Here is a 24,629-nt window from a genome sequence, read left to right as displayed (position 1 = left end):
CGGTGGCCGGTGTGCGTCGTCCGTGGTCCGTCGGCCGGGGTGGGGGCGCGGGGGTCGGAGGGGGGTGACCAAGGCACCTCGCGGCCAGACAGCAACCTGCCAGGCATTTCCCTTGGAGCGGCGCGGGCCTACCGCGCAGTATTTCGAGTGCGGCGGGGCCGAATTAGCACCGGATCCCCGCAGCCAGAGAAACCAGTTCCACGGGGGAGTCGAAATGAAGTTTCTGATCCGCGTTGCCGCCGCCCTTTCCGCCGCCGTCGCCGTCGTGGCGCTGGGCACCACCGCCGCGAACGCCGCAGGGGAAACCGCGGCCGCTCCGGCGCCGGTCGCCAACGTCTCGGAAAGCCTCAACTGGGACTGACGCGTCTCCCTGGAGAGCAAATAACAGACAGAACGGCCGGGTTGGAGTGAAATGAACGTCTTGGTGTGCCGGTGGGACCGGGTGACCCTCGAAGAGCTGCTCGACCGGGGGGCGTCCGTGACCCTGGTCTTCGACGAATGGGAGGCGGCCAACCGGGCGATCGACCCGGAGCTGATCGCCCGCGTGGACCGTCACTACGTGATCCGCAGCTTCGACGCGCTCGACGAGATGGCGCAGCTCGCCGTGGAGATCCGCTCCACCGGGGTCAAGATCGACCGGGTGCTGAGCCTCTCCGAGTTCAGCCAGTTCAGCGCCGCCTACCTGGCCACCCTGCTCGGTCTGCCGCAGCCGGCGATCGAGAAGTCCGTCCTGATGCGCGACAAGCGGGCCATGAAGGAGCGCGCCGCGCTGTCCGGGATCGCCTGCGCCCGCTACGTGTCCCTGTCCACGGCGGACGTCGAGGGCTCGGTGCGCCGGGTGGAGGAGGAGCTGGGCTTCCCGGTCATCGTGAAGCCGGCGGCGGGCCTCGGCTCGGTCGACACCGGCAAGGTGGAGGGGGCCGAGGAGCTGGCCGCGCTCCTGCGCCGGGCGGGTCGCGAGACCGTCGCGCAGTTCCTGCTCGCGGAGGAGCCGATCGACGGCGACGAGTACCACGTCGACGCGGTCTGGGAGGACGGCAAGGCGCAGATCCTGGGCGTCAGCCGCTACCTGAGGCCGCGGATGCTGGTGGAGACGCCGGGTCGGGACAACGGCTCGATCCTGCTGCCGCGCGAGCGCGAGGCCGCGCTGTACGCGGAGGTCGAGGAGCTGCACGAGCGGATCAACACGGCGTTCGACATCACCGACGACATCACGCACCTGGAGCTCTTCCGCCGCGCCGACGGCCGGCTGTGGTTCTCCGAGATCGCCACCCGGTTCGCCGGCGGGGCCATCCCCGAGAGCTTCGGGCCGCTGGGCGCGGACCTGCGCCGGCTGTGGGTCGAGGCCATCATGGGCGCCGGGCGCGAGCCGCTGAAGCTCCAGGAGCCGCCGTACCCGTACGTGGGCTGGATCAACCTGGCCCCGGCCGAGGCGGGGACGATCCTGCGCGACCCCACCGACGAGGAGGTCAAGGCCTTCCCGTACGTGCTGGACATCGTCCGGTCCCGGGGGGTCGGCTTCGGGATCGGCGAGCTGCACCCCTCCGTGTGGTGCCTGCTGCTGGTGATCGGCGCGGACAGCGAGGAGCAGTTCCGGGAGCGGGCCGCGGAGCTGGAGGCCGCGCTGCTGCCGCTGTACGAGATGGGCGGCGGGGAGTGACGGCCGTCGCGGAGGCGCCGGCCGGTTCTGCGGCGGGGGCGCCCGCGGGGGCGCCGGCGACGGTGGCGAAGCTGGGCTTCGGGGCGCGTTTCACCGCGCACATGGTCCTCTCCCGCTGGTCGCAGGGGTCGGGTTGGACTCCGTCGGAGCTGGTGGAGCACCGCGCGCTGGAGCTGTCGCCGGCCGCGATGGCGCTGCACTACGGGCAGGCGATCTTCGAGGGGCTCAAGGCGTACCCGCGCCCGGGCGGCGCTCCGGCGTTGTTCCGGCCGGGGGTCAACGCCGAGCGTTTCAACCGCAGCGCGGTGCGCCTGGCGATGCCGGAGCTGCCGGTGGAGCTGTTCACCGAGGCCTGTGAGCGGCTGGTGCGGGCGGACGCGGCGGAGGTGCCGACCGGTCCGGGGCAGAGCCTTTACCTGCGGCCCTTCATGATCGCGGTGGAGCCGAGCCTGGGGGTGCGGCCCGCGTCGGAGTATCTGTTCGCGGTGATCGCCTCGCCCGTGGACCACTTCTTCGCCGACGGCTACCAGGCCATCGACGTGTGGTGTCCGCCGGACCAGATCCGGGCCGCCCCGGGCGGTACGGGCGCCGCCAAGTGCGCCGGCAACTACGCGGCGAGCCTGTCGGCCAAGGCGCAGGCGTTGGCGAACGGTTGCCACGAGGTGCTGTGGCTGGACGCGCAGGAGCACCGCTGGGTCGAGGAACTCGGCGCGATGAACTTCTTCGCCGTCACGCGCGACGGGGCGGGGGCGCCGCTGCTGGTCACGCCGGAGCTGTCCGGCACGATCCTGGCGGGCAACACCCGGGGCAGCCTCATCGAGCTGGCCGCCTCCCTCGGCATCCGTACCGTGCAGCGCAGGGTGGAGCTGGCCGAACTCACCGCGCCGGACGGACCGTTCGAGGAGGCCTTCGCCTGCGGTACCGCCGCCTCGGTGGTGCCGATCGGCGCGGTCACCGCCGCCGGGGGGCGGCAGGTGATCGGCGACGGTCTGCCGGGTTCCGTCACCACCCGGCTGCGGGACGAATTGGCCGCGATCCAGTACGGGCACGGCCCCGACCGTTTCGGATGGATGCATTCCGTCTAGCCGCTTCCACATGCGGTGGAAAGGCCGTTGTCACCGGATTCCTCCGGGGGCAACGGCCTTTTCGCGTGCCCGCGTTCGGAAGGGCCGGGCAGGAGAATGCCAGGCATCCTCGTGCCGGCGGAAAGTGCTGATTCCGCGGGCCGTACCGGACAGGATGGAACCACCGAATCCCAGCAGGCCCGGGGGAATTGCCGCGGTGAGATCTCGACTCCCGCCGGCGCCGGCCTGCTTCTGCCTCGGGCGCGCACCGCGCCACTTCCAAAGGGGAAAACATTGGCTACGCCCACGTACACGCACGGCGGCTGGCGTCCGTCCGCCGACCGCTTCCTGGAGATCGTCGACCAGCCGCTGTACCGCACGCTGGTGGACCTCCAGGACCTCGTGACGGTGCAGACGGCCGTCTTCTGGAGCGAGCGCGGGGTCAAGTCGGTCCACCTGCCGATCACGACCAACAGCATCTCCAGCCCGATGGGCCTGGGCAGTGACTCGCTGCCCGTCGAGATCGACCTCTTCGGCCAGCGCACCTTCCTCGCCGACTCGATGCAGTTCATGCTGGAGTACGGCTGCCGGCTGAGCCCGACGGGCAGCTGGTACCTGATGCCGAGCTTCCGCGGCGAGGACTGCGACGAGACCCACCTGAACCAGTTCTTCCACAGCGAGGCCGAGCTCCCGGGCGGGCTCGACACGTGCATCGCGGCCGTTGACGACTACATGCGCGCCCTCGCCAAGGCCGTCCTGGACCGCTACGCCGACGACGTCCGCGCCATCGCGGGCACGACGGAGCACCTGGAGCAGATGGCCGCGCTGGGCTCCTTCCCGCGCATCACCTTCGAGGAGGCCGTGGCGCACCTGGGCGACGACGCGGACGCGGTCGAGGACCACGGCGGCTGGCGCACCCTGACCCGCCACGGCGAGCGCCGCCTGATGGCGGAGATCAGCCCCATCCTGTGGGTCACGCACTACGACCACCTGTCGGTGCCCTTCTACCAGGCCTACGGGGACGCCGAGGGCCGTACCGCCCTCAACGGCGACCTGCTGTTCGGCATCGGCGAGACGGTCGGCTGCGGCGAGCGCCACGTGGACGGCGAGCAGGCCCGCAAGGCGCTGGCCCACCACCAGGTGCCGGAGGAGGACTACGACTGGTACGTCCGCATGAAGGACGCGACCCCGCAGCACACCTCCGGTTTCGGTCTCGGCATCGAGCGCTGGCTGATGTGGGTGCTCCAGCAGAAGGACATCCGCGAGCTCCAGCTGGCGCCGCGCCTGAACGGGGTCACCGTGACCCCGTGACGCTCATCGCCGGGTCCCGTCCCCCGGGGCCCGGCGAGCCGTCACCGGCTCCGTCCCCGCCCGCGCCGCCCGTTCGGCCTGCCTGCCCGGGCTCTCCGGCTCTCCGGCTCTGCGGCTTCTGCGGCTTCCACCCCTCGCCACATCCGACCCACTGGACACACCATGCCCTTGCACACCGGCGCCCCCACGGCGACGGCCGAGACCGCGCTGGTCCGGCGTGAGTACGCCCCCGCGGGCCACTACATCCTCGAAGGCGCGGCGCTGGAGCGGTTGCGGGAATCGCAGCGGCTCGTCGAACGCCGGCTGGAGGCCGTGGCCGTACGGCGGACCCACCTGCCGGTGCTGGTGCCCCCGGTGTTGGTGTCGCCCGTGGAGGCCCTGCTGCGGCCCGACCTGCGCCGTACCGCGCTGACCACCCACGACTCCGAACGCCCCAAGGGCTGGTACCCGACGGCGGGTCTGTGCCTGCGCGGGCTGCCGCTCATCGCCAAGCAGCGCTTCAGCTGGCGGGAACTGCCGGTGGGCTACTGGACGGGCGGCCCCGCCGTCGCCCCCGTGGCGGGCGCGGGCCCCGACGCGGAGGACCTCGTGTGCGCGGACGGACTGCTGGCGCAGCCCGAGGAACGCCCCGTGGACCTCGTCCCGCTGATCACCGACCTGCTGCGGGAGCTGGACGTCCCCGCCGAGCCGGCCGCCGAACCCTGGGCGCTCCAGGGTGACGGGGCGTCGGTCTGGCGGCACGAGGGGCGGGTCACCGCCTCGCTCCAGGAGCTGCCCGCCGAGGCCGCCAAGCGCTACGGCGCCTGCTACATGGACGCGGACAACCGGCTCCGGCCGCTGGCCGTCTCCTTCTTCCACATCGCCCAGTTCGCGCTGCTGCGCGGGACGGAGGACGCCCGGTGAGCACCGCCTGGGCCGGGGACGCCGCCGCACTCCAGCGGTCCCACATCATCAACGCCAAGTACCCGGTCTCCGGGGCCAGCGGCTGGCTCCCGCACGGGTACGCGCTCTGCTCGAACGTCCTCGACGCCTTCCGCGCCCACTTCGCCTCCGGCGGGTACGGGGAACTGGGGCTGCCCTCGGCGGTGCCGTTGGCCTCCCTGGAACTCCAGGCCGGCTCGATCAAGAGCTTCCTGGACCGCGTCTACCTGCTGCGCGACCCCGACGGGCGGGACGAGCCCGTCGCCCTCGCCTCCACCATCGAGGCACAGATCTCCACCGTGATGGCCGCCTGGCTGCGCGAGGGCCGCCGGGCCCCCTTCCGGGTCACCTCGGTGCGCACGGTCGGCCGCCACGAGGGCCACGGGATGCGTCCGCTGTGGATGGAGCGGTTCGTGTGGCCGTTCTTCGAGGCGCAGGCCGCCTTCACCGGCGACGGGGACGCCGAGGTGGCGTTCATGCTGCACGGGCCGGGCGCGGTCGCGGCCTCGTTCGGACTGCCCACGGTCGCCGTCGAACGCCTCAAGGAGCCCGGCGCGGCCGGTGCCTACGCCGATCGCCGCCACGAGCTGGTCACGCTGCTGCCCGACGGCACCTCGACCACGCTCACCTCCGTCTACGAGCTCGGCACCCGCTTCAGCGAGACCTTCGGCGTGCGCGACGCCGACGGGGTCGCGCTGTCGATGCTCAACTTCGGTTTCTCCGCCCGCCTCGTGCTGGCGCTGCTGGTGCACGCGCACTCCGAGCCGGACCGGCCGGTGTACCACCCCTCGATCGCTCCCGTGCAGGTGGCCGTCGTACCCGCCGTCACCGAGGGCGCCGGGCGGGCCGCCGAGCTGGCCGCCCTGCTGGAGGGGGCCGGGATCCGGGCGCGGGTCTTCGACGACCACCGGGGCTACCGGGCCAGGGTCGGGCGGGCGCGCAGCCACGGGGCGCCGCTCCTGCTCACGGTGGAGGGGCCCGAGCGGGGCGGGGAGCTGCTGCTGGGCCGTGACGCCGGGCTGGGCGAGTCCGTCCGGCCCGACGGGTTGGCCGCGCTGGTCGGCGTACGGCTGCGCGAGCTCGGGGAGCGCCTGGTGTGGGACCGGGCCGCGGAGCACCGGGCCCGGATCGCCGACCTCGACGGGTTCCCGTCGTCGCAGGCGGCGGCGGCGCTGCCGGGCGCGGCCCGGGTCCCGCTGTGCGCGGCGGACGACTGCGTCCGCGCGGCGCTCGCGGACCAGGCCCTCGACGTGATCGGCCGGCCCACCGGTGAGAACGGTGCCGTGTGCGACGCGGCCGCCGCTCCCGCCCGCCCCTGCGCGCACTGCGCCCGCCCGACCGGCTCGTCGGTGCTGCTGGGACGCAAGTTCCGCGGCGAGAAGTGACGCCAGGAGACAGAGAGATGAATCGTTTCACCGAACAGGTCCTCACCACCGAGCGCCTCGTGCTGCGTCCCTTCGCCGAGCGCGACGTCCCCGCCGTCCGGGCTGCCTGCGACGATCCCACCACCCAGCGCTGGCTGCCGCTGCCGCGCCCCTACACGGAGGCGCACGCCCGCTGGTGGTGCACCGAGGGCGCCCCGGCGTCCCTGACCGGCGGCGACGGCGTCCAGTTCGCCGCCGAGGACGCGCGGACCGGTGAACTGGTCGGCTGCTTCGGCCTGAAGTCCACGAACTGGACCGAACTGACCACCGAGATCGGCTACTGGACCGTCCCCGGGGCGCGCGGTCGCGGCTTCGCCCCCGAGGCCGTCCGCGCCGTCGCGCGGTGGGCCCTGACCGAGACCCCGGTGCGCCGGATCACCCTGCTGGCCGCCACCGGGAACACCGCCTCCCAGCGGGTGGCCCTGAAGTCCGGCTTCACCCGGGAGGGCGTGCTGCGCGGCGCGGGCACCACCCACGACGGGCGCGTCGACCACGTCGTCTTCGGCCTGATCCCCGGCGACCTGCCGGCGCCGGTCGCCGACGAGCCGCCCGCCGGCGAGGTACCGGTGATGGGCGACGTACCGGTGGTGGGCGAAGGCGTACGCGACCGGGTGCGCGCCCTGCTCACCGAGGCGGCCACGGCCCCCGAGGGCACCCGGACCGCGCTGATCAGCGCCCACGAGCACACCGGCGCCGAACTGATCTTCCACAGCGAGGAGTCCCAGCACACCTACCGCCAGTCGGTCGAGGAGCTGATGGAACTGCTGACCTCCCTCGGCCGGGACCTGCTGCCCGAGCCGCCGTCGGTCGTCGGCGCCCTGGTGCTGCCCATGCCGTACTACCGGCGCTTCAAGCCGGAGGGGACGCCCGTCGACCCCGACACGTGCGGCCGCGTCATCCGCCACCGCAACCTCGAACTCCTCGACAACTGCGCCCGTTTCCGCAAGGACAACCCGCCGGCCGCCGGCCTGCCCATGACCGCCCTGATGGCCGACCCCTTCCGGGACGCCGACGACTTCGCCGCGGACTACGAGGGCCGCCTCGACGAGGTGTTCGCCCTCAAGTGGCACCCGCCGGCCGCCGAGACCCCGATCTCCGAGTACGTCGCGCGCGGCTACCTGGACCTGGCCGCCCGCTGGGACGTGCCGACCGTCCTGCACTGCTCGCCCGAGGGCCGCCTCGGCGACCTCGCCGAGATCCGCGAACACGCCGTGCCCGCCGCCGTGCGGGCGGGCGCCCGGATCAGCCTCGCGCACCTCGGCTTCAACAACCCGGGCCTGGTCGACGTACTGGAACAGCCCGGGGTCCACGCCGACCTCGGGCCCTGGGAGGCCGTCTGCGAGCGGACCGTCGGCGACCCCGGACCGATCGACTCCGACACCCGCCTCGCCGCCCTGATCGCCGAGTGCGGCCCCCGCCTGATGTTCTCCCTGGACACGCCCTGGCACCTCCAGCCCTGGGACGACGGCCGGGTGCTGGGTGCCGGCACCTCCGAGGCCGTGCGCCGCATCCTCGGCTCGCTCGGACTGAGCGGCGCCGACGCGCGGGCCCTGCTCGCGGGCAACGCCCTGCGCTACCTGTTCGGGGCGGCGTGAGCACCGCCCCGGGATCGCCCGCCGGCGCGCTCCCGCCCCGCCTGGCACCCGGCTCCGTCGTCGGGGTCGTCGCCACCAGCGCCTACGCCGCCGGCCGCTTCCCGGAGCGCACCCGCCGGGCCGTCGCCGCGCTGGAGGCCGAACTGGACTGCACCGTCCGCTTCGCCCCCGAGGGCCGCTACGCCGGCTCCATCGCCGGAACCGGCCGCGAACGGGCCCGCGCGCTCCTGGAGCTCTACGCGGACCCCGAGGTCGGCGCCGTGTTCACCACCATCGGCGGCAACAACTCCAACGACCTCCTCGAACACCTCGACCCGCTCGCCGCGCTGCCGCCGAAGATCCTCGTCGGCTACAGCGACAACACCGCGCTGCTGCTCGGCTGCCAGGCCCTCACCGGCACCACCGTCTTCTACGGGCCCGCGCTGCTGCCGCAGTTCGGCGAATGGCCGCGCCCCCACGCCGAGACCACAAGCCACCTGCGGAGCACCCTGTCCGGCGCGTCCGCCCCGGGCGCGGCCTGGCCGCTGCCCGACTGGTGGACCCAGCCCGGCGGGGACTGGGCGGGCGCCGACGAGCAGGAGCGGCCCCGCTTCCCGGGAGCCCCGTACGTCCTGCGCCCCGGCACCGCCGAAGGCGTCCTGTTCGGCGGCAACGTCCCCACCCTCGGCTTCCTCGCCGGGACCCGTTGGCTGCGCCCCCCGGACGGGCCGCTCGTGCTGTGCCTGGAGGGCACCGCGGACGGCGCGGCCGTACCGGCGTTCCAGCGCAGCCTGACGCAGTTGCGCCACCTCGGCATCGCGGGGCGGGCCGCCGCCGTGCTCGTCGGCCGGACCCCGGGGGGCCCGCACGGCGCCGAGCACACCGAGGCGCTGCACCGGATCCTGCTCGACGCCTTCCCGTCGGACGTGCCGATCGTGCTGGACCTGCCCTTCGGGCACACCGACCCGATGCTCACCGTCCCGCTGGGCGCGAGCGCGCGCGTGGAGGCCCACGAGGGCCGGCCCGTCGTACGGACGCTCAGCGCGGCAGTCGGACCCGTCGCCGCCACCACCCCGCGGAAGGAGGGTCCGTCGTGTCCCTGCTGAAGGATCTGCGCGCCCTGCCGCGCCCGGCCAAGACGCTGCTCGCGCTCGGCGCGGCCAACAACGTCGGCTCGGGCCTGGTCCTGCCGTTCCTCGTCGTCTACATCCACCAGATCAACGGGCTCGGGCTGACCACCGCCATGCACGCCGTGTCGGTGACCTCCGTCGCCGTCATCCTGGGCGGGCTCCACGCCGGCCGGCTCGCCGACCGGATCGGCGCCCGGCGGGCCGCCGCCGCGCACATGCTGCTGAGCGCGGTCGGCGTCGCCGGTTACGCCTTCGCCTCCGAGGCCTGGCACTTCCTGCTCGCCGCGGCGGTGTGGGGCCTGGGCCTGGGCGGCTCGTCCGCGTGGAACACGCTGCTGGCCGGCTCGGTCCCGGCGGAGTCCCACCCGGTGGTCTTCGGGTCCAGCTTCACCCTGGCCAACGCGGCCATGGGCATCGGCGGGCTGCTGGGCGGCACGCTGGCGACCGTCTCGCACCCGCTGTCCTTCCGCCTGCTCTACGGGGCGGACGCGCTCAGCTACCTGGGCATCGCCGTCGCGATGTTCCTGCTGCGCGGCCTGGACGCGGCCGAACCGACCGCCTCCGGCGGCGGGCGCGGGGCCGGCGGCGCGGCCGGATACCGCAGGGTGCTGTCGAACGGGCCGTTCCTGCTGGTGATGGGATTGGGCACCGCGCTCTACTTCGCCTCCTACGGCCAGCTGGAGGCGGGCCTGCCCGCCGTGGTGCTGACCAGCACCGACGTGGACTCCGGCGGACTGGCCGTGCTGTTCGCGGTGAACACCGCGGGCGTCATCGGGGCGCAGCTGGCGCTGCACGAGCTGATCAAGCGCTGGCGGCACACCCGGACCGTGGCCGTGGCGGCGCTCGCCTGGGCCCTGAACTGGGCGCTGGTGCTGTGCGCGGTGGCCGTGGACGGCCGGGGCGCGCAGCTCGGCGTGCTCATCGCCGCGATGGCGCTGTTCGCCGTCGCCGAGACCCTGTACGCGGCCGGCATGCCGTCGCTGGTGAACTCCCTGGCCGCGCCGGAACTGCGCGGACGCTTCAACGCCGCCTACGGATCGGCCACTTCGGTGGGCTTCGTGACGGGTCCGCTGGCCGCGGGCGTGCTCGTGGCGGGCGGCTCGGGTCCGGCCTTCGTCGTGGGTCTGGCGGTGGTGTGCGCCCTGATCCCGCCGATCCTGCTGGCCGCGACCCCCCTCCTGCGCCGCGCGGAGGTTGCCGAGCCGGTGGCGGAGCGGGACGCGGAGCCGGACGCCGAGCCGGTCGCGGAGCGGGACGCGGAGCCGGTCTCCGGGCCCGTCTCCGAGTCGGCTTCCGGTGCCGGTGCGGGTCCCGAGCCGGCCGCGGAACCGGATCGCGGCGGGTTCGATTGCGGTGCCCGCGCGTCGTCCCGTGCCGCGTCGGGATCCGCCGGGGCGGCCGTGCCCGGTGCGGACGCGGACGCCGCGCCGCAGGCGGCGGGAGCCGGACGTGTCTGAGCTGCGCATCCACGAGTCGACCAGAGGAGTCGCCATGCTGTCCTCCAGCCAACTCCCCGCAGAGCTGCGGTGGTTCACGGGCACCGAGCCCGACGACGTCGTCACCCTCGGCTACCTCGCGACCGGCGCCGACCGCGTCGACCCGGACCGGCTCGCCGCCGCCCTGGCCCGACTCGCCGAGCGGCACCCCGCGCTGCGGGGCGGCCGGGAACCGGAGGGCGTCGCCGTGCACGCCACCCCCGGCGAGGGCTGGGACGCCGTCGACCACGCGCTGAGCGCCGCCGAGTCCCGCTCCGGGCGCCCCTTCGACCTCGACGGCGGACCGCTGCTGCGGGCCGAGCTGTACCGCTGGACGCGGGGCGCGCTGCTCGTCGTCCAGGTGCACCGCTCGGCCATCGACGGCCCCTCGGTGCCCGCGCTGGAGGCCGAACTGGAACGCCTCTACGACGCCGAGGCCGAGGTCGAGGACGACGGGGCCCCGTCGGGCACGGCCGCGGCGGGCGCGCCCGACCCCGACGGGGACGAGGCCCTGCGCGCCGCGTGGGCCGCGCACCTGGCCGGCGTCGGGGCGCTGACCTGGCCCGTGGCCCCGCCGGGGGTCGGCCCCGTACAGCGGCGGCTGTCCTTGGCCCGGCCGGTGCTCGACCGGCTCCTGGCCCGCTCCGGGGACCCCATCGCCACGCCCGCGCTCGCCCTGCTCGCGGTGTACGGGCTCGCCCTGGCCCGCTTCACCGGCCGGCGGGACTTCTGCGTGGGCCTGCCCGTGCCCGCCCGGCCCGGCGACGGGGCCGCCCCGCCGATCGGACCCCGGGCGGGGCTGGTTCCCGTACGGATCCGGACCGGCGCGGACGCGGGCCCGGCCGGGGCGGTGGCCGACTTCCGCCGCGTCCTCGGCTCCGCCGCCTTCGCCCTGCGCCACCAGCGGCTCGGCTACGCGGAGATCCGCGAGGCCTGCGCCACAGCCGCCCCCGGCCCCCTGGTGCGGACCCTCTTCTCGGACTGGCCGCGCTGCGCCTCGCGCTCCCTGCTCCTGGACGGCACCGCCTTCGCCCCCGCCCGACTCATCCCGCGCTCCAGCCCCTTCGACCTCACCGCCGAGACCGTCGACCCCGCCCACCCCGACGGGCGCCTGTACCTCGACCTGACCGCCGACCCGGCCGTCCTCGACGAGGGCGCCCTGCGCGCGCTGGGCGACGCGATCACCCGGACCGCCGACGAGATCGCCGGGCCCGACACCACCCAGGAGGTGCCCTAGATGACCATGACCACGACCACGACCGCGCCGGCCCTCCCCGTCGCGCCGGCCTTCGACCCGCGGGAGATCCTCTCCGCCGAGGTGGCCCTCGACCCGGCCGCCTTCTTCGCCCGGCTGCGCGCCCACGAGCCCGTCCACTGGAACGAGCCGACCCGCAGCTGGTACGTCACCCGGCACGCGGACGTCGAGGCGCTGCTGATGGAGGGCGCCCTGGGGGCCCGCGACAAGACCGAGATGCTCGCCGCGATGACCGAGGACATGCGGGCGGCGTTCGCGCCCGTCGAGGAGTTCCTCGGCAAGTGGCTGGTCTTCGCCGACCCGCCCTACCAGCTGAAGGCCCGCAAGGCGCTCCAGCGGGCGTTCACCCCGCGCAGCCTCGCCCCGTTCACCGACACCGTCCGGGTGGCCGCCGAGGAGGCCGCCGCCCGCCTGGAACCCGGCGAGGGAGACCTCTTCCGGCAGGTGGCGCGCCCGTACGCGCTCACCGCCATCTGCGCCTTCCTCGGCATCGAGGACGCCGAACGCGACGACGTCCTGCGCTGGTCGGACGCCCTGATCGGCTACCTGAGCATGCCGGTGCTGGACAAGGGGACCGCGTTGGCCGCCGGCCGGGCCGTCCGCGAGCTGACCGCCTACGTCACCGGCACGGTGCTGCCCCGCGGCTCCGGCCCGATGGCCGCCCTGCTCGGCGGCCTGTACGCGGACGGCTCCCTGGACGACCGCGAGGTCACGGCCCTCTTCGCGCAGCTGCTGACGGGCGGCGCCGAACCGGTGGCCACCGCCGCCGCCGTCGGGATGGCCGAGCTGCTGGCCGACCCGGAACAGCACCGGGCGCTGCGCACGGGCGAGGTCCCGTACGCGGCGGCCGTGGAGGAGGCCCTGCGCCACTCCTCGCCGTTCCACTTCGCGCCCCGCACCGCCCTGCGGGACTTCGAGTACGCCGGTCACCGCATCGCGAAGGGGCAGCGGGTCGTGCTGGTCCTGGCGGCGGCCGACCGGGACCCGGAGGTCTTCGAGGACCCCGACCGCTTCGACGTGCGGCGCACCGGGGGCCGGCACGTGGCCTTCGGCCGGGGCGGCCACTTCTGCCTCGGCGCGGCCCTGGCCCGGATGGAGGTCGAGGCCCTGTTCCGGGCCCTGGACGCACGCCACCCGGGGCTGCGGGGCGGTACCCCGGCCCTGGTGCGCGAACCGGCCTTCGGGGTCACGTCCGTGTCGTCGATCCCCTGCCTGGTCTGACGGGGGCGCCCCCGAGACCCCCGGAGCCACGGCCCGCCGCCGCGCCGGCCGCACCGCCCCGCCCCCACGCTTCCGCAGTTCCGTACCGAGGTGATCCCGTGCAGTCCCAGCAGATCCGTTCCACCTTCATCGACTTCTTCACCGATCGCGGCCACGAGCACGTCCGCTCCAGCCCGCTGGTCCCCGACGACCCGACGCTCCTCCTCGCCAACGCGGGCATGAACCAGTTCAAGCCCTACTACCTGGGCGAGACCCCGCCGCCCTTCCCGCGCGCCGTCTCGGTCCAGAAGTGCGCCCGCACCTCCGACATCGAGAACGTGGGCCGCACGGCCCGCCACGGCACCTTCTTCGAGATGCTCGGCAACTTCTCCTTCGGCGACTACTTCAAGTCCGAGACCATCGCCTACGCCTACGAGCTGGTGACCAAGGGCTACGGCCTCGACCCCGAGCGGCTGTGGGCGACGGTCTACCTCGACGACGACGAGTCGATCCGCATGTGGGAGCGGGTGGGCATCCCCGCGGAGCGCGTCCAGCGGCTGGGCAAGGAGGACAACTTCTGGTCCATGGGCGTGCCCGGGCCCTGCGGCCCCAACTCCGAGCTGTACTACGACCGCGGCCCGGCCTTCGGCCCCGAGGGCGGCCCGGCCGTCAACGACGAGCGGTACATGGAGATCTGGAACCTGGTCTTCATGCAGTTCGGGCGCGGCGAGGGCGAGGGCAAGACCGACTACCCCATCCTCGGCGAACTGCCGATGAAGGGCATCGACACCGGCATGGGCCTGGAACGCCTCGCGGTGATCCTCCAGGACGTCGAGAACGTCTGCCAGACCGACCTGTTGGCCCCCACCCTGCACACCGTGCAGGAACTCGCGGGCCGCGGCTACCCGGGCAGCGGCGCCGAGAAGGTCTCCTTCCAGGTGGTCACCGAGCACGCCCGGGCGATGGCCTTCCTCATCGCCGACGGCGTCATGCCCTCCAACGAGGGCCGCGGCTACATCCTGCGCCGCCTGATGCGCCGCGCCGTGCGCCACGGACGCCTGCTGGGGGTCGAGGGCCCGCTGCTGCCCGCCGTCACCGGCAGCGTGATCGCGAACCTCGGCACCGCCTGGCCCGAACTGGTCGAGCACGCCCACCTGATCGAGCAGGTCACCCACGCCGAGGAGGAGTCCTTCGGCCGCACCCTGCGCCAGGGCGCCAAGCTGCTGGACGCCGCCGTGCGCCGCGCCAAGGAGCAGGACGCGGGAACCCTCTCCGGCGAGACCGCCTTCGAGCTCCACGACACCTTCGGCTTCCCCGTCGAGCTGACGCTGGAGGCCGCGCACGACGCCGGCCTGGACGTCGACGAGGACCGCTTCGCCGCCCTCCTCACCGCCCAGCAGCAGCGCGCCAAGAGCGGTGGCAAGGCCAAGACGGCCGCCGCCCTGCGCCGCCAGGAGGCGTACCGCGACCTGGTGGCCCGGCACGGGCGCACCGACTTCCTCGGTTACGAGCGGCTCAGCGCCGAGTCCACCGTCCTCGCCCTCCTCGACGAGGGCGAGCCGGTGGCCGCCGCGGGCGCGGGCCAAAAGGTCGAACTGGTCCTGGCGGCCACCCCGTTCTACGCCGAGGGCGGCGGCCAGGTCGGCGACACCGGCGTGCTGCGCACGGCGGGCGGCGCGGTCCTGGAGATCACCGACACCCGGCGGGGGCTGCCCGGCTTCCACGTCCACACCGCCCGGGTGACCGAGGGGGAGATCCGCGCCGGGGAGGCGGCCGAGGCGGTCGTCGACGCCCGGCGCCGGGCCGCGGTGGCCCGCTCGCACTCCGCCACGCACGTGCTGCACGCCGTCGTCCGCGAACTCCTCGGCAACCACGCCGCGCAGCACGGTTCGCTGGTCGACGACGGCCGGCTGCGCTTCGACTTCGTGCACTTCTCCGCCCTGTCGGCGGGGCAGTTGGGCGAGCTGGAGGCCCGCGTCAACGAGCGGCTGCTGGCCGACCCCGAGGTTCGCGTCTGGTACGCCGACCGGGCGGAGGCCGAACAGGCGGGCGCGCTCGCCCTGTTCGGGGAGAAGTACGAGGACACGGTCCGCATCGTCGACATCGGCGACTTCTCGCGCGAGCTGTGCGGCGGCACCCACGTGACGCACGGCTCGCAGGTCGGCGGGCTGCGCATCGCGGGCGAGTCCTCCGTGGGCTCCAACCTGCGCCGCATCGAGGCCTGGACGGGGTACGAGGCGCTGCTGTCCGCCGACCGCGAGCGCACCCTGCTGCGGGAGCTGTCGGGGCTGCTGGGGGCCCGTCCCGAGGACGCCGCCGATGCCCTGCGCAAGCGGCTGGACCTGCTGGCGAACGCCCAGGCCGACGTGGAGCGGATGCGCAGCGCCGAGCTGGCGGCGCTGGCCGGCACCCTCGCGGAGAAGGCCGAGGCGATGCCGGGCGGCATGCTGGTGGCCACCCGGGTCGACGGGGTGGACGCGCAGGAGCTGCGCCGACTGGCCTCCACCGTCGCCCAGCGGCTGGCCTCGGGCGTCGGGGTGGTCGTGCTGGGCACCCCGCACGAGGGCAAGGCCCTGCTGGCGTCCGCGGTGGGCAGCCGGCTGCGCGAGCAGGGCATCGAGGCCCGCGAGGTGCTGGCCGAGGCGGCCGCCGCGATCGGTGGCGGCGCGGGCGGCAAGGGGGCCCTGGCCAGCGCGGGCGGCCGGCACGTCGAGAAGCTGGGCGACGCCCTGTCGCTGGCGCGGGCGAGCGCGGCCGGTGTCCTGAGCCGGAGCGCGCGGTGACGGCCCCGGCCGGGCCGGCGACCCTGACCCGGCCGGTCCCCGCGGCGGTGGAGCGTACGAGCGCCCCGGTGGGTTCCGTGGACGTGCACCGGACGCTGGCGGCGCTGTTCCGCGCCGCCGGCGCGCGGCACCGGTTCATCGCGCACCCGCCGGAGGGGCGGACGGACGTGGCGAGCGCGCTGCGCGGGCACCCCCTGGACCGGGCCGCCAAGTCGATCGTGCTGCGGGTGGCCCTCGGCAAGCGGAGCCGGCGCTACGTGCTCGCCGTCGTGCCGGGCGACCGCAGGGTGGACCTGTCCGCCGTCGCCGAGCTGATGGGCGGCACCGAGGCCTCGTTCGCGGTGCGGGAGGTGGCGGAGCGGTTGACGGGCTGCGTCAGCGGCTCCATCGTCCCCTTCGCGCTGGGCCCGGAGGCCGCCGGGCTGGAGGTCCTCGTGGACGAGGAGCTGACCGGGCGGCCGACGGTGTACTTCAACACCGGACGGCTCGACATGTCGGTGGAGCTGGCGGTGGCGGACTACCTGGAGCTGGCCCGCCCGGCGGTGGCCCGGATCGCGCGGTGAGCCGCCCTCACAGCCAGCCCCGCTCGGTGGCCCGGACGCCCGCCTCGAACCGGCTGCGGGCGTCCAGGCGGGTCATGATGTCGGACATCAGCCGGCGGACGCTGCGCACGGAGATGGCCAGTTGTTTGCCCGCGGCCTCGTCGGTCATGCCGGAGGCCAGCAGGCGCAGCAGTTCCCGTTCCTGGGGGCTGAGGCCGAGGTCGTCGGGGACCTCGGCGGTGCCGAGCGGGCGGGCCGCGTCCCAGATCTTCGCGAAGAGGGCGAGCAGGGCCACCACCACGCTCGGCTCGCGGACCACCAGTGCCCCCTTGCCCGAGTTCTCGGGGTCGAGGGGGAGGACGGCGGTGCTCCGGTCGACCAGGATGGTGCGCATCGGCAGGACCGGATGGGTGCGCACCTCGCCGCCACACGAATTGAGCCAGGCCGCGTAGCGGCGGGTCGCGGGATGGTTCCGGACGCTGTCGAGATAAACGGTGCGGATGTCGACGCCGCGCTTCGCGAGTTTCTCGTCGAGGGCTTTGCTGGCGGTCATGCTGTCGGCCGTGAGCGAGGCCTTGGGGATCAGCGCGAGGACCTCCGAAGAGGCCTCTTCAGAAATCTCCTCCAGATAGTTGCGCACCGAATCCATGCCGTGCAGGTATTCGATGCTGCCGCCGTTCCCGCCCTGGGCCCGGTCGAAATCGGCGAATTCCGCGACGAGGTCGGCCATGGCGGCACGGCCTTCTTCGAGCCGCTGCTGGCGCTCCAGGATTTCCTTCTGCTGGGTGGAGATCAGACCGGCGAGAGCGACGCTGGGCTTGACCGGGACGATCGTTCCCGGCTCCTCCCAGGAGGGGCGGACCAGAGCGGATCCGGCGAGCTCGTCGAGGCCCTCCCGGACCTCCGCTTCGGTCATGCCCAGTTCCCCGGCCAGGTCGGCGACACCCGACTGGTGGTTCCTGATCATGGCCCGGTACACCGCCTCGGCCCGTTCGCCGATGCCGAGGCAGGCGAGCGAGGAGTCCGAAGTCCCCTTGGCGCCCAGAGATCCAGTCATATCGCCCCGTCCTTGACCCGCCCGCGAGAATCACGAGGGATATCGCCGTGTATGCAACCCTGCTGAAACTGGAGGGTGACGTGCGGAACCTGCACGACGCGGTCCGGCGCATCCGGGAAATGACATCGAGGGTCGACGTCGGAGAGAATTTGCAGCACACCACCGCCTCCCCCGTGGTCGGCGGGTTCGACGTCGTGCTCTTCTTCAATTCGCCGGACCTGGACGAAGCGTTGCGGCAGACCCGTCACATCGTCGAGGCAATTCACGAGGAACTGCCCCCCTCCGAGGATCGCTGGAGATTGTACTCTTCGGTGGCTGAAATCCGCCCGCCGGCCGTGTGGTGAGGGTCACCCGGAGTCGGGGTTTGCCCCTCGGAACGTCCCCCGTTCGGCCGTGTCGTGGGGACGGGTGGGGGTAGGTGGACGACAGTGGAGGAGGCACACCAGTGCGGGGGCGACATCACGCCGGAGGCGTACTGACATGGGACTCTTCGATTTCCTGAAGTCCGAGAAGAAGAAGGAACACGAGGCCGCCGAGAAGGCCGCGGAGCAGGTCGAGCAGCAGGGCCGGGCGGCGCCCGCCGCGCCGAACGCGCCCGTGGACATCGGCGGCAAGTACGTCGACGCCGCCGCGGCCACGAAGGCCGCGGCGGAGCGTATGGCGGCGACCGCCCCGCCCAAGGCGGCGCCGGTCCCGCCCAAGGCGGCGCCGGTCCCCCCGAAGCCCCAGGACAGGCCCATGGCGGGGCGGGCGCCGGGGGCCGCGACGCCGACGCCCTCGTCGGCCGCGCACAAGGCCGTCCCGGTGCCGCCGACCCCGAGGCCGACGCCGAAGCCGGCCGCGGCCGCCAAGAAGCGTACGTACACGGTCAGGTCCGGGGACTCGCTGTCGGCGATCGCCCGCCGCGAGCTGGGCAACGAGGGCCGCTGGCGGGAGTTGTACGCCATGAACCGGGGCGTCGTCGGATCCAACCCCGACCTGATCCGTCCGGGCATGGTGCTGACCCTGCCCCAGTAGCCGACCCTGCCCCAGTAGGGGCCCGGTAGCGGCCCCGAAGAGGCCCCGGTAGAGACGGTGAGGGCCCGGATCCACACGATGCCGTGGATCCGGGCCCTCACCGTTTCGCGCCGCTCACCGTTTCGCGCCGCTCGCCTCGAAGGGCTCCTGCCGTCGGACGTCAGATCTTCTTGTCCTCGGCGGACTGCTCGCGCTCCTTCTCCGCCAGTTCGTCGTCGAAGCTCGCCGGCTGCGACTCGCGCGACGACGGCTCGGTCGCGGCCGGGGGCTCGACCAGCCAGTCCGGGTTCGACTGCTGGTCCCACCACTTCCACGCCGCGAAGGCGGCCCCCGCCAGGAGTCCGACCAGGGCGGCGCCCTTGAGCACGCGGCCCGCGCGGGCCCGCCGCTCGTGGCGGCGCACCAGTCGGTGCACCTCCTTCGCCGACACCTGGCCGCGCAGCGCCGCCAGGGCCGCCGTCGACCGGGACGCGGCCTCCTCGGCGACCGGGGTCGCCGCGGCGATGGCGCTCTCGATGCGCGGCTGCGTGTAGTCGGCGGCGTGCCGCGCGGCGGCGCAGGTCTTGCGGTAGGCCTGGGTCGCGGCGCGGTCCACGTTCGGCGGGACGTGCGTACGGGCCGCCCTCATCCGGGGATGGAGGTGGGCGTCGTAGGCCGTGCGGGCCTGCCGGGACGCCTCCTCGGCCATGTGCGAGATCTTGGGCGCCAGCAGCTCGTTCGCCTCGTGCGCGTAGTGCGTCGCGGCGTCCTTGGCGGTCTCCGCGTACGGCGCCACCACTTCCGCCGCGTGCCTCACGGTGTCCCGGGCGCTCTCGGCGGCCAGGCGCACGCTGTCCTTGCGGGTCACAGGATCCTCCTCCTCGGTGGCGGACACAGTTCACCTTTCCACCCTTTGTCGGATCATGCCTGCCATAGCGCCGCCCGGCATGCGTGACAGGGCAGAAGAGTGGACGATTTCCGTGCGGTACCGCCCTGCGTGGGAGGATCTGGACCGACAGTGATGACTATGGAAGGCAGACCCGTGGCCGAGAAGCTCTACGCCACCCTGAAGACCAACCACGGCGACATCGAGATCGAGCTGCTGGAGAACTTCGCCCCGAAGACCGTCCGCAACTTCGTGGAGCTGGCCACCGGCGCCCGCGAGTGGACGCGTCCCACGGACGGCCAGAAGACCACGGCCCCGCTCTACGACGGCACCGTCTTCCACCGCGTCATCAGCGGCTTCATGATCCAGGGCGGCGACCCCCTCGGCAACGGCACCGGCGGCCCCGGCTACGCCTTCGCCGACGAGTTCCACCCCGACCTGGCCTTCACCAAGCCCTACCTGCTCGCCATGGCCAACGCCGGCCCGGGCACCAACGGCTCCCAGTTCTTCATCACCGTCGCCCCCACCGCCTGGCTGACCCGCAAGCACACGATCTTCGGCGAGGTCACCTCGCTCGCGAGCCGGATCGTCGTCAACGAGATCGCCTCCGCCTCGACCAACCCGCGCACCGAGCGGCCCCTGGAGGACGTGATCATCCAGTCGGTCTCCGTCGAGCGGCGCTGACGCGGGGAACCTTTGTGCCCCGCCCGTCCGTCCTGGTTACGTATCCGTCCTGGTTACGCACCGGACCGGCGGGGCGTGCGCCCCGCACCGCGCCGTCGAACGAGGGGACCGATGGACACCGACCGTCTGCCGGGCTGCTACCGCCACCCGGACCGCGACACGGGAATCCGCTGTACGCGCTGTGAGCGGCCGATCTGCCCGGAGTGCATGATCAGCGCCTCGGTGGGCTTCCAGTGCCCCGAGTGCGTCCGGGAGGGCTCGGGAACCGGGCACGCCGCGAGCGCCAACGCCCCGCGCACGCTCGCGGGCGGCCTCGTCTCGGCCGACCCCCAGCTCGTCACCAAGATCCTGATCGGGTTGAACGTCGCCGTGTTCCTCGCGGCGTACGCGATGCCGGGGCTGGCGGTGCAGCTGGAGCTGCTCGGCCGCTACGTCCAGTACTACGGGGCGCCCGTCGAGGGCGTGTCCACCGGCCAGTACCACCGGCTGCTGACCTCGGTGTTCCTGCACGTCGAGTGGTGGCACATCTTCGGCAACATGCTGGCCCTGTGGGTGATCGGCGGCCCGCTGGAGGCGGCCCTCGGCCGCGCCCGCTACCTGGCCCTCTACCTGCTGTCGGGCCTCGGCGGCAGCGCCCTCGTCTACCTGTTGACCGCGCCGAACACCCCGACGCTCGGCGCCTCGGGCGCCATCTGCGGGCTGCTGGGCGCCACCGTGGTCCTGGCCCGCAGGATGCGCTGGGAGATGCGGCCCGTCCTGGTCACGCTGGGGCTGATGCTGCTGGTGACCTTCGTGCCCTTCGGGGGCAGCTGGTCGGTGTCCTGGCAGGCCCACATCGGTGGTCTGGTGACGGGCGCCCTCATCGCACTGGGCTTCTTCGCGCAGACCGCCGGCAGGAAGCGCACACTGGTCCAGGTGGGTACCTGTGTGGTGGTGTTCCTGCTGGCGGCGGCGGTGATCCTGGTGCGGACGGCCGAACTCACCTGATCACACCGGCGTCAACTCTCCACAGAGTTATCCACAGATCTTCTGTCTTTTCCTCAGGTGTGGATGACGCTGTGGATAACTCCTGGGGAGAGCTTGCGCCGCTGCTGTGGAGGCACTACTTCCACTGTGTGGAGACGCCGAAGCCGGCCGCGATGAACCCGAAACCGACGACGATGTTCCAGTTGCCCAGCGCCTCGACGGGCAGCTGGGTGTCGGTCACGTAGAAGACGACGATCCACGCCAGACCGATGAGGAAGAAGGCGAGCATGACCGGGGCGACCCAGCTGCGGCTCGTCAGCCTGATCGACTGAGGCTGCTTCGCCGGCGGCGGCGTGTAGTCGTCCTTCTTGCGGATACGTGACTTCGGCACGAGGGGCTCTCCTGTCGATGCGCTGGGGGACCTTGCCTGCCCCGGGCGTCCGTTAGCGTAGTGGACCTGTGGCGTTGAAGGAGAAGGGTACGTTGAGCAATTCCGACGACTCCTCCGCGGGTCCCCGTCGCCGGGCCAGGCCGGTCCGGTTGCTGACGGCCGCCGTGTTCGCCCTCGCGGGCCTCATCTTCGTCACCAGCTTCAACACCTCCAAGGGTACGAACATCCGGACGGACGCCTCCCTCCTGAAGCTGTCCGACCTCATCCACGAGCGCAGCGCCGACAACGCCGAGCTGGAGAAGAGCGCCGCGGTCCTGCGCCGGCAGGTGGACGCCCTCGCCGACCGCGACGACCGCAGCACCAAGGCCGAGGACGCCCGTCTGGCCGCCCTGCGTACAGCCTCCGGCACCGAGGAACTCTCCGGCAAGGGCCTGACCGTCACCCTCAACGACGCCCCGCCGAACGCCACGGCCCGCGTCCCCGGCGTGCCCGAACCGCAGCCCAACGACCTCGTGATCCACCAGCAGGACCTCCAGGCCGTCGTGAACGCCCTGTGGCAGGGCGGAGCCCAGGGCATCGAGGTCATGGGCCAGCGCCTGATCTCCACCAGCGCCGTGCGCTGCGTGGGCAACACCCTGATCCTCCAGGGCCGCGTCTACTCGCCCCCCTACACGGTCTCGGCGGTCGGCGACCCGGGCGCGTTGCGCAAGGCCCTCGACGCCTCGCCCGCCCTCCAGAACTACCAGCTGTACGTCAACGCCTACGGACTCGGCTGGAAAGTCGACGAGCACAAGAGGCTGACACTCCCCGGCTACTCCGGCACAGTGGACCTCCACTATGCGAAGCCGCTGGAGCCCGCCGCGTCCTGACGTCGTACTGCGCCTGGTGGTACGCACGCTCAGCGAGGTCTGCCTGACGGCGGGGACGCTCATCGTGCTGTTCGTGGCCTACGTGCTGCTGTGGACCGGCGTGAAGGCCGACCGGGCCATGGAGGAGGAGCGGGACCGGCTGCGCGACCACTGGGCGGCGGCGGCCCCTGCGGCGGCCCCCTCCGCGGCCCCCTCCGCGGCCCCCGATACCGCGCCCGCGGCGGCCCCGGCCCCCGCGCCCCCGCCCGCCGGGCGGCCCTTCGCCGAGATGTACGTCCCGCGCTTCGGGGCGGACTGGAGCAAACCCGTCCTGGAGGGCACCGACCCCGAACTCCTGAAGAAGGGCCTCGGCCACTACCCGGGCACCGCCGGCCCCGGGGGCAACGGGAACTTCGCCGTCGCCGGCCACCGGCGCACGTACGGGGACCCCTTCAAGGACATCCCCCGGCTGCGCCCCGGGGACACCGTGATCGTCCGCGACGCCACCGGCCGGTACACGTACACCGTCCGGGCCGAGCCGCTGCGCACCCTGCCCACCGAGGTCGGGGTGGTCGACCCGGTCCCCCGCCGGTCCCCCTTCACCACCCCCGGCAAGTACCTGACGCTGACCACCTGCGATCCCGAATGGGGCCACAGCCACCGCCTGGTCGTCTGGGCCGAACTGACCGGAACCCGACCCGCCGAACCGGGCCGGACGGAGGGATTGCCCAGGTGACCCACCCCGCGAGGCCGCTGCCTTTAGGCTGTTGCGGTACCGCCCCCGCGGTGCGAGCAACGATCGTGGACGAAGAGGGAAACGGACGCAATGTACGGCTGGATCTGGCGGCACCTGCCGGGAAACGCGTGGGTACGCGCGCTGATCTCTCTCGTACTGGTCCTGGCGGTGGTGTTCGTGCTGTTCCAGTACGTCTTCCCGTGGGCCGAGCCGCTCCTCCCCTTCAACGACGTGACGGTGGACGAGGGATCGGGAGCCACTCCGTGAGCGCGCGCATTCTGGTTGTCGACAACTACGACAGCTTTGTCTTCAATCTGGTCCAGTACCTCTACCAGCTCGGCGCCGAATGCGAGGTGCTGCGCAACGACGAGGTCGAACTCGCCCACGCCCAGGACGGCTTCGACGGCGTCCTGCTCTCGCCGGGACCGGGCACGCCGGAGGAGGCGGGCGTCTGCGTCGACATGGTCCGCCACTGCGCGAAGACGGGCGTCCCCGTCTTCGGGGTCTGCCTCGGCATGCAGTCGATGGCGGTGGCCTACGGCGGCGTCGTGGACCGGGCCCCCGAGCTGCTCCACGGCAAGACCTCGCCGGTGGTCCACGAGGGCCTCGGCGTCTTCGCCGGCCTGCCCTCGCCCTTCACCGCCACCCGCTACCACTCCCTCGCGGCCGAACCCGGGAGCCTGCCGGACGCGCTGGAGGTCACCGCGCGGACCGAGGACGGGATCATCATGGGCCTGCGCCACCGGGAGCACGACGTCGAGGGCGTGCAGTTCCACCCCGAGTCGGTGCTCACCGAATGGGGCCACCGGATGCTCGCGAACTGGCTCGTGCGCTGCGGTGACGCAGGGGCCGTCGAGCGGTCGGTGGGACTGGCCCCGGTGGTGGGCAAGGCCGTCGCGTGACGACGGTCGCGCCGTCCGCGCCCACCGAGGGGCGGGCCGCGCGGCGCAAGGCGGCGCAGGCCGCCGCGAAGCGCTCCCACGCGCGGACGCGCAGGCGCGGCGGCCGGGGCCGTCGGCGCGGCCGTCCGCGCTCCGGCGGCCCGGTGGTGGTGCTGAGCCGGGCGCTCGGGGAGCTGTTCATCACCGTCGGCCTGGTGATGCTGCTGTTCGTCACCTACCAGCTCTGGTACACCAACCTGCTCGCCGAGCGGACCGCGGACGGGGCGGCGGGCTCCCTCAGGCAGACCTGGGAACGGAGCCCGGACGCGGCCGCGGCACCGCCGGTCGCCGCCTTCGAGCCGGGACAGGGCTTCGCCATCCTCCACATCCCCAAGCTGGACGTGAAGGTGCCCGTCGCCGAGGGCATCAGCAAGCCCAAGGTGCTCGACCGGGGGATGGTCGGCCACTACGGCGAGGGCGCGCTCAAGACCGCCATGCCGGCCGACAAGCAGGGCAACTTCGCGGTGGCCGGACACCGCAACACCCATGGGGAGCCGTTCCGGTACATCAACCGGCTGGTGCCCGGGGACCCGATCGTCGTCGAGACCCGGGACGCCTTCTACACGTACGAGATGACCTCGGTGCTGCCGCAGACCTCCCCGGCGAACGTCGCGGTGATCAAGCCGGTGCCGGAGGGTTCCGGATTCACCGGGCCCGGCCGCTACATCACGCTCACGACCTGCACTCCCGAGTTCACGAGCACCTACCGGATGATCGTATGGGGCAGGATGATCGAGGAACGCCCCCGCAGTCAGGGCGCTCCGCCCGCGTTGAACAGCCCGTAA

Annotated in this window: 24 protein-coding genes and 1 pseudogene; 22 read left to right on the top strand and 3 right to left on the bottom strand. The window is 73.3% G+C overall.

Features of this window, described 5'->3' with window-relative positions; genetic code table 11:
• Nucleotides 1-214 precede the first annotated feature (214 nt).
• The 13 genes from ACZ6ZI_RS09875 to ACZ6ZI_RS09815 all read left to right on the top strand — a co-directional run bounded on the left by ACZ6ZI_RS09875 (nt 215) and on the right by ACZ6ZI_RS09815 (nt 16,360).
• Nucleotides 215-361: a hypothetical protein gene (locus tag ACZ6ZI_RS09875; protein WP_469518337.1), complete on the top strand. Its 147-nt coding sequence runs from the start codon at nt 215-217 to the stop codon at nt 359-361.
• 51 nt (nt 362-412) lie between these two features.
• Complete coding sequence (locus tag ACZ6ZI_RS09870) at nt 413-1,660, top strand: ATP-grasp domain-containing protein (protein WP_469518334.1); 1,248 nt, start codon at nt 413-415, stop codon at nt 1,658-1,660.
• Complete coding sequence (locus tag ACZ6ZI_RS09865) at nt 1,657-2,745, top strand: branched-chain amino acid aminotransferase (protein WP_469518333.1); 1,089 nt, start codon at nt 1,657-1,659, stop codon at nt 2,743-2,745. Before ACZ6ZI_RS09870 ends, ACZ6ZI_RS09865 begins: the two co-directional genes overlap by 4 nt.
• Nucleotides 2,746-3,018: 273 nt before the next feature.
• A complete protein-coding gene (locus tag ACZ6ZI_RS09860; protein ID WP_469518331.1) occupies nt 3,019-4,035 on the top strand; it encodes an amino acid--tRNA ligase-related protein in 1,017 nt (338 codons plus the stop codon).
• Nucleotides 4,036-4,197: 162 nt separating this feature from the next.
• Nucleotides 4,198-4,938, top strand: coding sequence for a hypothetical protein (locus tag ACZ6ZI_RS09855; RefSeq protein WP_363053557.1), 741 nt, complete (start codon nt 4,198-4,200; stop codon nt 4,936-4,938).
• Nucleotides 4,935-6,341, top strand: coding sequence for a class-II aminoacyl-tRNA synthetase family protein (locus tag ACZ6ZI_RS09850; protein ID WP_469518328.1), 1,407 nt, complete (start codon nt 4,935-4,937; stop codon nt 6,339-6,341). The genes ACZ6ZI_RS09855 and ACZ6ZI_RS09850 overlap by 4 nt, the downstream gene beginning before the upstream one ends.
• Before the next feature lie 17 nt (nt 6,342-6,358).
• Nucleotides 6,359-7,975 (top strand): GNAT family N-acetyltransferase, encoded by a 1,617-nt coding sequence (locus tag ACZ6ZI_RS09845; RefSeq protein WP_469518326.1) that lies wholly within the window; start codon nt 6,359-6,361, stop codon nt 7,973-7,975.
• Nucleotides 7,972-9,060 (top strand): S66 family peptidase, encoded by a 1,089-nt coding sequence (locus ACZ6ZI_RS09840; RefSeq protein WP_469518324.1) that lies wholly within the window; start codon nt 7,972-7,974, stop codon nt 9,058-9,060. Before ACZ6ZI_RS09845 ends, ACZ6ZI_RS09840 begins: the two co-directional genes overlap by 4 nt.
• The gene (locus ACZ6ZI_RS09835; protein WP_469518322.1) at nt 9,048-10,541 is read left to right on the top strand and encodes an MFS transporter; all 1,494 of its coding nucleotides are present in this window, start codon (nt 9,048-9,050) and stop codon (nt 10,539-10,541) included. Before ACZ6ZI_RS09840 ends, ACZ6ZI_RS09835 begins: the two co-directional genes overlap by 13 nt.
• Complete coding sequence (locus ACZ6ZI_RS09830; protein WP_469518320.1) at nt 10,534-11,796, top strand: condensation domain-containing protein; 1,263 nt, start codon at nt 10,534-10,536, stop codon at nt 11,794-11,796. The genes ACZ6ZI_RS09835 and ACZ6ZI_RS09830 overlap by 8 nt, the downstream gene beginning before the upstream one ends.
• Nucleotides 11,797-13,035 (top strand): cytochrome P450, encoded by a 1,239-nt coding sequence (locus ACZ6ZI_RS09825; RefSeq protein WP_469518318.1) that lies wholly within the window; start codon nt 11,797-11,799, stop codon nt 13,033-13,035.
• 98 nt (nt 13,036-13,133) lie between these two features.
• Nucleotides 13,134-15,797, top strand: a complete 2,664-nt coding sequence (gene alaS, locus ACZ6ZI_RS09820; RefSeq protein WP_469518316.1) for an alanine--tRNA ligase — start codon at nt 13,134-13,136, stop codon at nt 15,795-15,797.
• Nucleotides 15,798-15,865: 68 nt separating this feature from the next.
• On the top strand, nt 15,866-16,360 hold the full coding sequence (locus tag ACZ6ZI_RS09815; protein WP_469518314.1) for a YbaK/EbsC family protein: 495 nt from the start codon (nt 15,866-15,868) through the stop codon (nt 16,358-16,360).
• A 7-nt stretch (nt 16,361-16,367) separates the two neighbouring features.
• Here the strand turns inward: ACZ6ZI_RS09815 and ACZ6ZI_RS09810 are convergent, their stop codons facing one another.
• The gene (locus tag ACZ6ZI_RS09810; RefSeq protein ID WP_469518312.1) at nt 16,368-17,396 is read right to left on the bottom strand and encodes a LuxR C-terminal-related transcriptional regulator; all 1,029 of its coding nucleotides are present in this window, start codon (nt 17,394-17,396) and stop codon (nt 16,368-16,370) included.
• Between the two features lie 47 nt (nt 17,397-17,443).
• Between ACZ6ZI_RS09810 and ACZ6ZI_RS09805 the strand changes: the two genes are divergently transcribed.
• Nucleotides 17,444-17,740: a hypothetical protein gene (locus ACZ6ZI_RS09805; RefSeq protein ID WP_363053567.1), complete on the top strand. Its 297-nt coding sequence runs from the start codon at nt 17,444-17,446 to the stop codon at nt 17,738-17,740.
• A 136-nt stretch (nt 17,741-17,876) separates the two neighbouring features.
• A complete protein-coding gene (locus ACZ6ZI_RS09800) occupies nt 17,877-18,413 on the top strand; it encodes a LysM peptidoglycan-binding domain-containing protein (RefSeq protein ID WP_469518310.1) in 537 nt (178 codons plus the stop codon).
• A 160-nt stretch (nt 18,414-18,573) separates the two neighbouring features.
• Here the strand turns inward: ACZ6ZI_RS09800 and ACZ6ZI_RS09795 are convergent, their stop codons facing one another.
• On the bottom strand, nt 18,574-19,260 hold the full coding sequence (locus ACZ6ZI_RS09795) for a DUF5324 family protein (RefSeq protein WP_469518308.1): 687 nt from the start codon (nt 19,258-19,260) through the stop codon (nt 18,574-18,576).
• A gap of 174 nt (nt 19,261-19,434) precedes the next feature.
• On the opposite strand from ACZ6ZI_RS09795, the gene ACZ6ZI_RS09790 reads away from it, so the two are divergent.
• Both ACZ6ZI_RS09790 and ACZ6ZI_RS09785 read left to right on the top strand, forming a co-directional pair.
• On the top strand, nt 19,435-19,962 hold the full coding sequence (locus ACZ6ZI_RS09790; protein WP_469518665.1) for a peptidylprolyl isomerase: 528 nt from the start codon (nt 19,435-19,437) through the stop codon (nt 19,960-19,962).
• Between the two features lie 111 nt (nt 19,963-20,073).
• On the top strand, nt 20,074-20,949 hold the full coding sequence (locus tag ACZ6ZI_RS09785) for a rhomboid family intramembrane serine protease (RefSeq protein WP_363053570.1): 876 nt from the start codon (nt 20,074-20,076) through the stop codon (nt 20,947-20,949).
• Nucleotides 20,950-21,064: 115 nt separating this feature from the next.
• Here ACZ6ZI_RS09785 and crgA read toward each other — a convergent pair whose 3' ends face one another.
• Nucleotides 21,065-21,319: a cell division protein CrgA gene (gene crgA, locus ACZ6ZI_RS09780; RefSeq protein ID WP_363053571.1), complete on the bottom strand. Its 255-nt coding sequence runs from the start codon at nt 21,317-21,319 to the stop codon at nt 21,065-21,067.
• Nucleotides 21,320-21,411: 92 nt separating this feature from the next.
• On the opposite strand from crgA, the gene ACZ6ZI_RS09775 reads away from it, so the two are divergent.
• The 5 genes and pseudogenes from ACZ6ZI_RS09775 to ACZ6ZI_RS09755 all read left to right on the top strand — a co-directional run.
• Nucleotides 21,412-22,188 (top strand): DUF881 domain-containing protein, encoded by a 777-nt coding sequence (locus ACZ6ZI_RS09775; protein WP_363053572.1) that lies wholly within the window; start codon nt 21,412-21,414, stop codon nt 22,186-22,188.
• Entirely contained in the window at nt 22,157-22,903 is a 747-nt protein-coding gene (locus tag ACZ6ZI_RS09770) for a class E sortase (protein WP_469518305.1), read from the top strand. Before ACZ6ZI_RS09775 ends, ACZ6ZI_RS09770 begins: the two co-directional genes overlap by 32 nt.
• Before the next feature lie 90 nt (nt 22,904-22,993).
• A complete protein-coding gene (locus ACZ6ZI_RS09765) occupies nt 22,994-23,170 on the top strand; it encodes a hypothetical protein (protein WP_030011120.1) in 177 nt (58 codons plus the stop codon).
• Entirely contained in the window at nt 23,167-23,805 is a 639-nt protein-coding gene (locus ACZ6ZI_RS09760) for an aminodeoxychorismate/anthranilate synthase component II (RefSeq protein ID WP_363053574.1), read from the top strand. Before ACZ6ZI_RS09765 ends, ACZ6ZI_RS09760 begins: the two co-directional genes overlap by 4 nt.
• A gap of 146 nt (nt 23,806-23,951) precedes the next feature.
• Nucleotides 23,952-24,629, top strand: a pseudogene (locus ACZ6ZI_RS09755) (class E sortase); the annotation flags it as partial.

The organism is Streptomyces sp. NPDC103540, assembly GCF_055584445.1.
Note: the sequence above shows the minus strand (reverse complement) of the source record. Positions and strands in the feature narration are given on the sequence as shown.

Bases quoted from the DNA above. Each gene is read 5' to 3' on its own strand.
- ACZ6ZI_RS09875 (WP_469518337.1), top strand. From the start codon at position 215: ATGAAGTTTCTGATCCGCGTTGCCGCCGCCCTTTCCGCCGCCGTCGCC.
- ACZ6ZI_RS09870 (WP_469518334.1), top strand. From the start codon at position 413: ATGAACGTCTTGGTGTGCCGGTGGGACCGGGTGACCCTCGAAGAGCTG.
- ACZ6ZI_RS09855 (WP_363053557.1), top strand. From the start codon at position 4,198: ATGCCCTTGCACACCGGCGCCCCCACGGCGACGGCCGAGACCGCGCTG.
- ACZ6ZI_RS09845 (WP_469518326.1), top strand. From the start codon at position 6,359: ATGAATCGTTTCACCGAACAGGTCCTCACCACCGAGCGCCTCGTGCTG.
- ACZ6ZI_RS09825 (WP_469518318.1), top strand. From the start codon at position 11,797: ATGACCATGACCACGACCACGACCGCGCCGGCCCTCCCCGTCGCGCCG.
- ACZ6ZI_RS09810 (WP_469518312.1), bottom strand. From the start codon at position 17,396: ATGACTGGATCTCTGGGCGCCAAGGGGACTTCGGACTCCTCGCTCGCC.
- ACZ6ZI_RS09800 (WP_469518310.1), top strand. From the start codon at position 17,877: ATGGGACTCTTCGATTTCCTGAAGTCCGAGAAGAAGAAGGAACACGAG.
- ACZ6ZI_RS09785 (WP_363053570.1), top strand. From the start codon at position 20,074: ATGGACACCGACCGTCTGCCGGGCTGCTACCGCCACCCGGACCGCGAC.
- ACZ6ZI_RS09770 (WP_469518305.1), top strand. From the start codon at position 22,157: ATGCGAAGCCGCTGGAGCCCGCCGCGTCCTGACGTCGTACTGCGCCTG.
- ACZ6ZI_RS09765 (WP_030011120.1), top strand. From the start codon at position 22,994: ATGTACGGCTGGATCTGGCGGCACCTGCCGGGAAACGCGTGGGTACGC.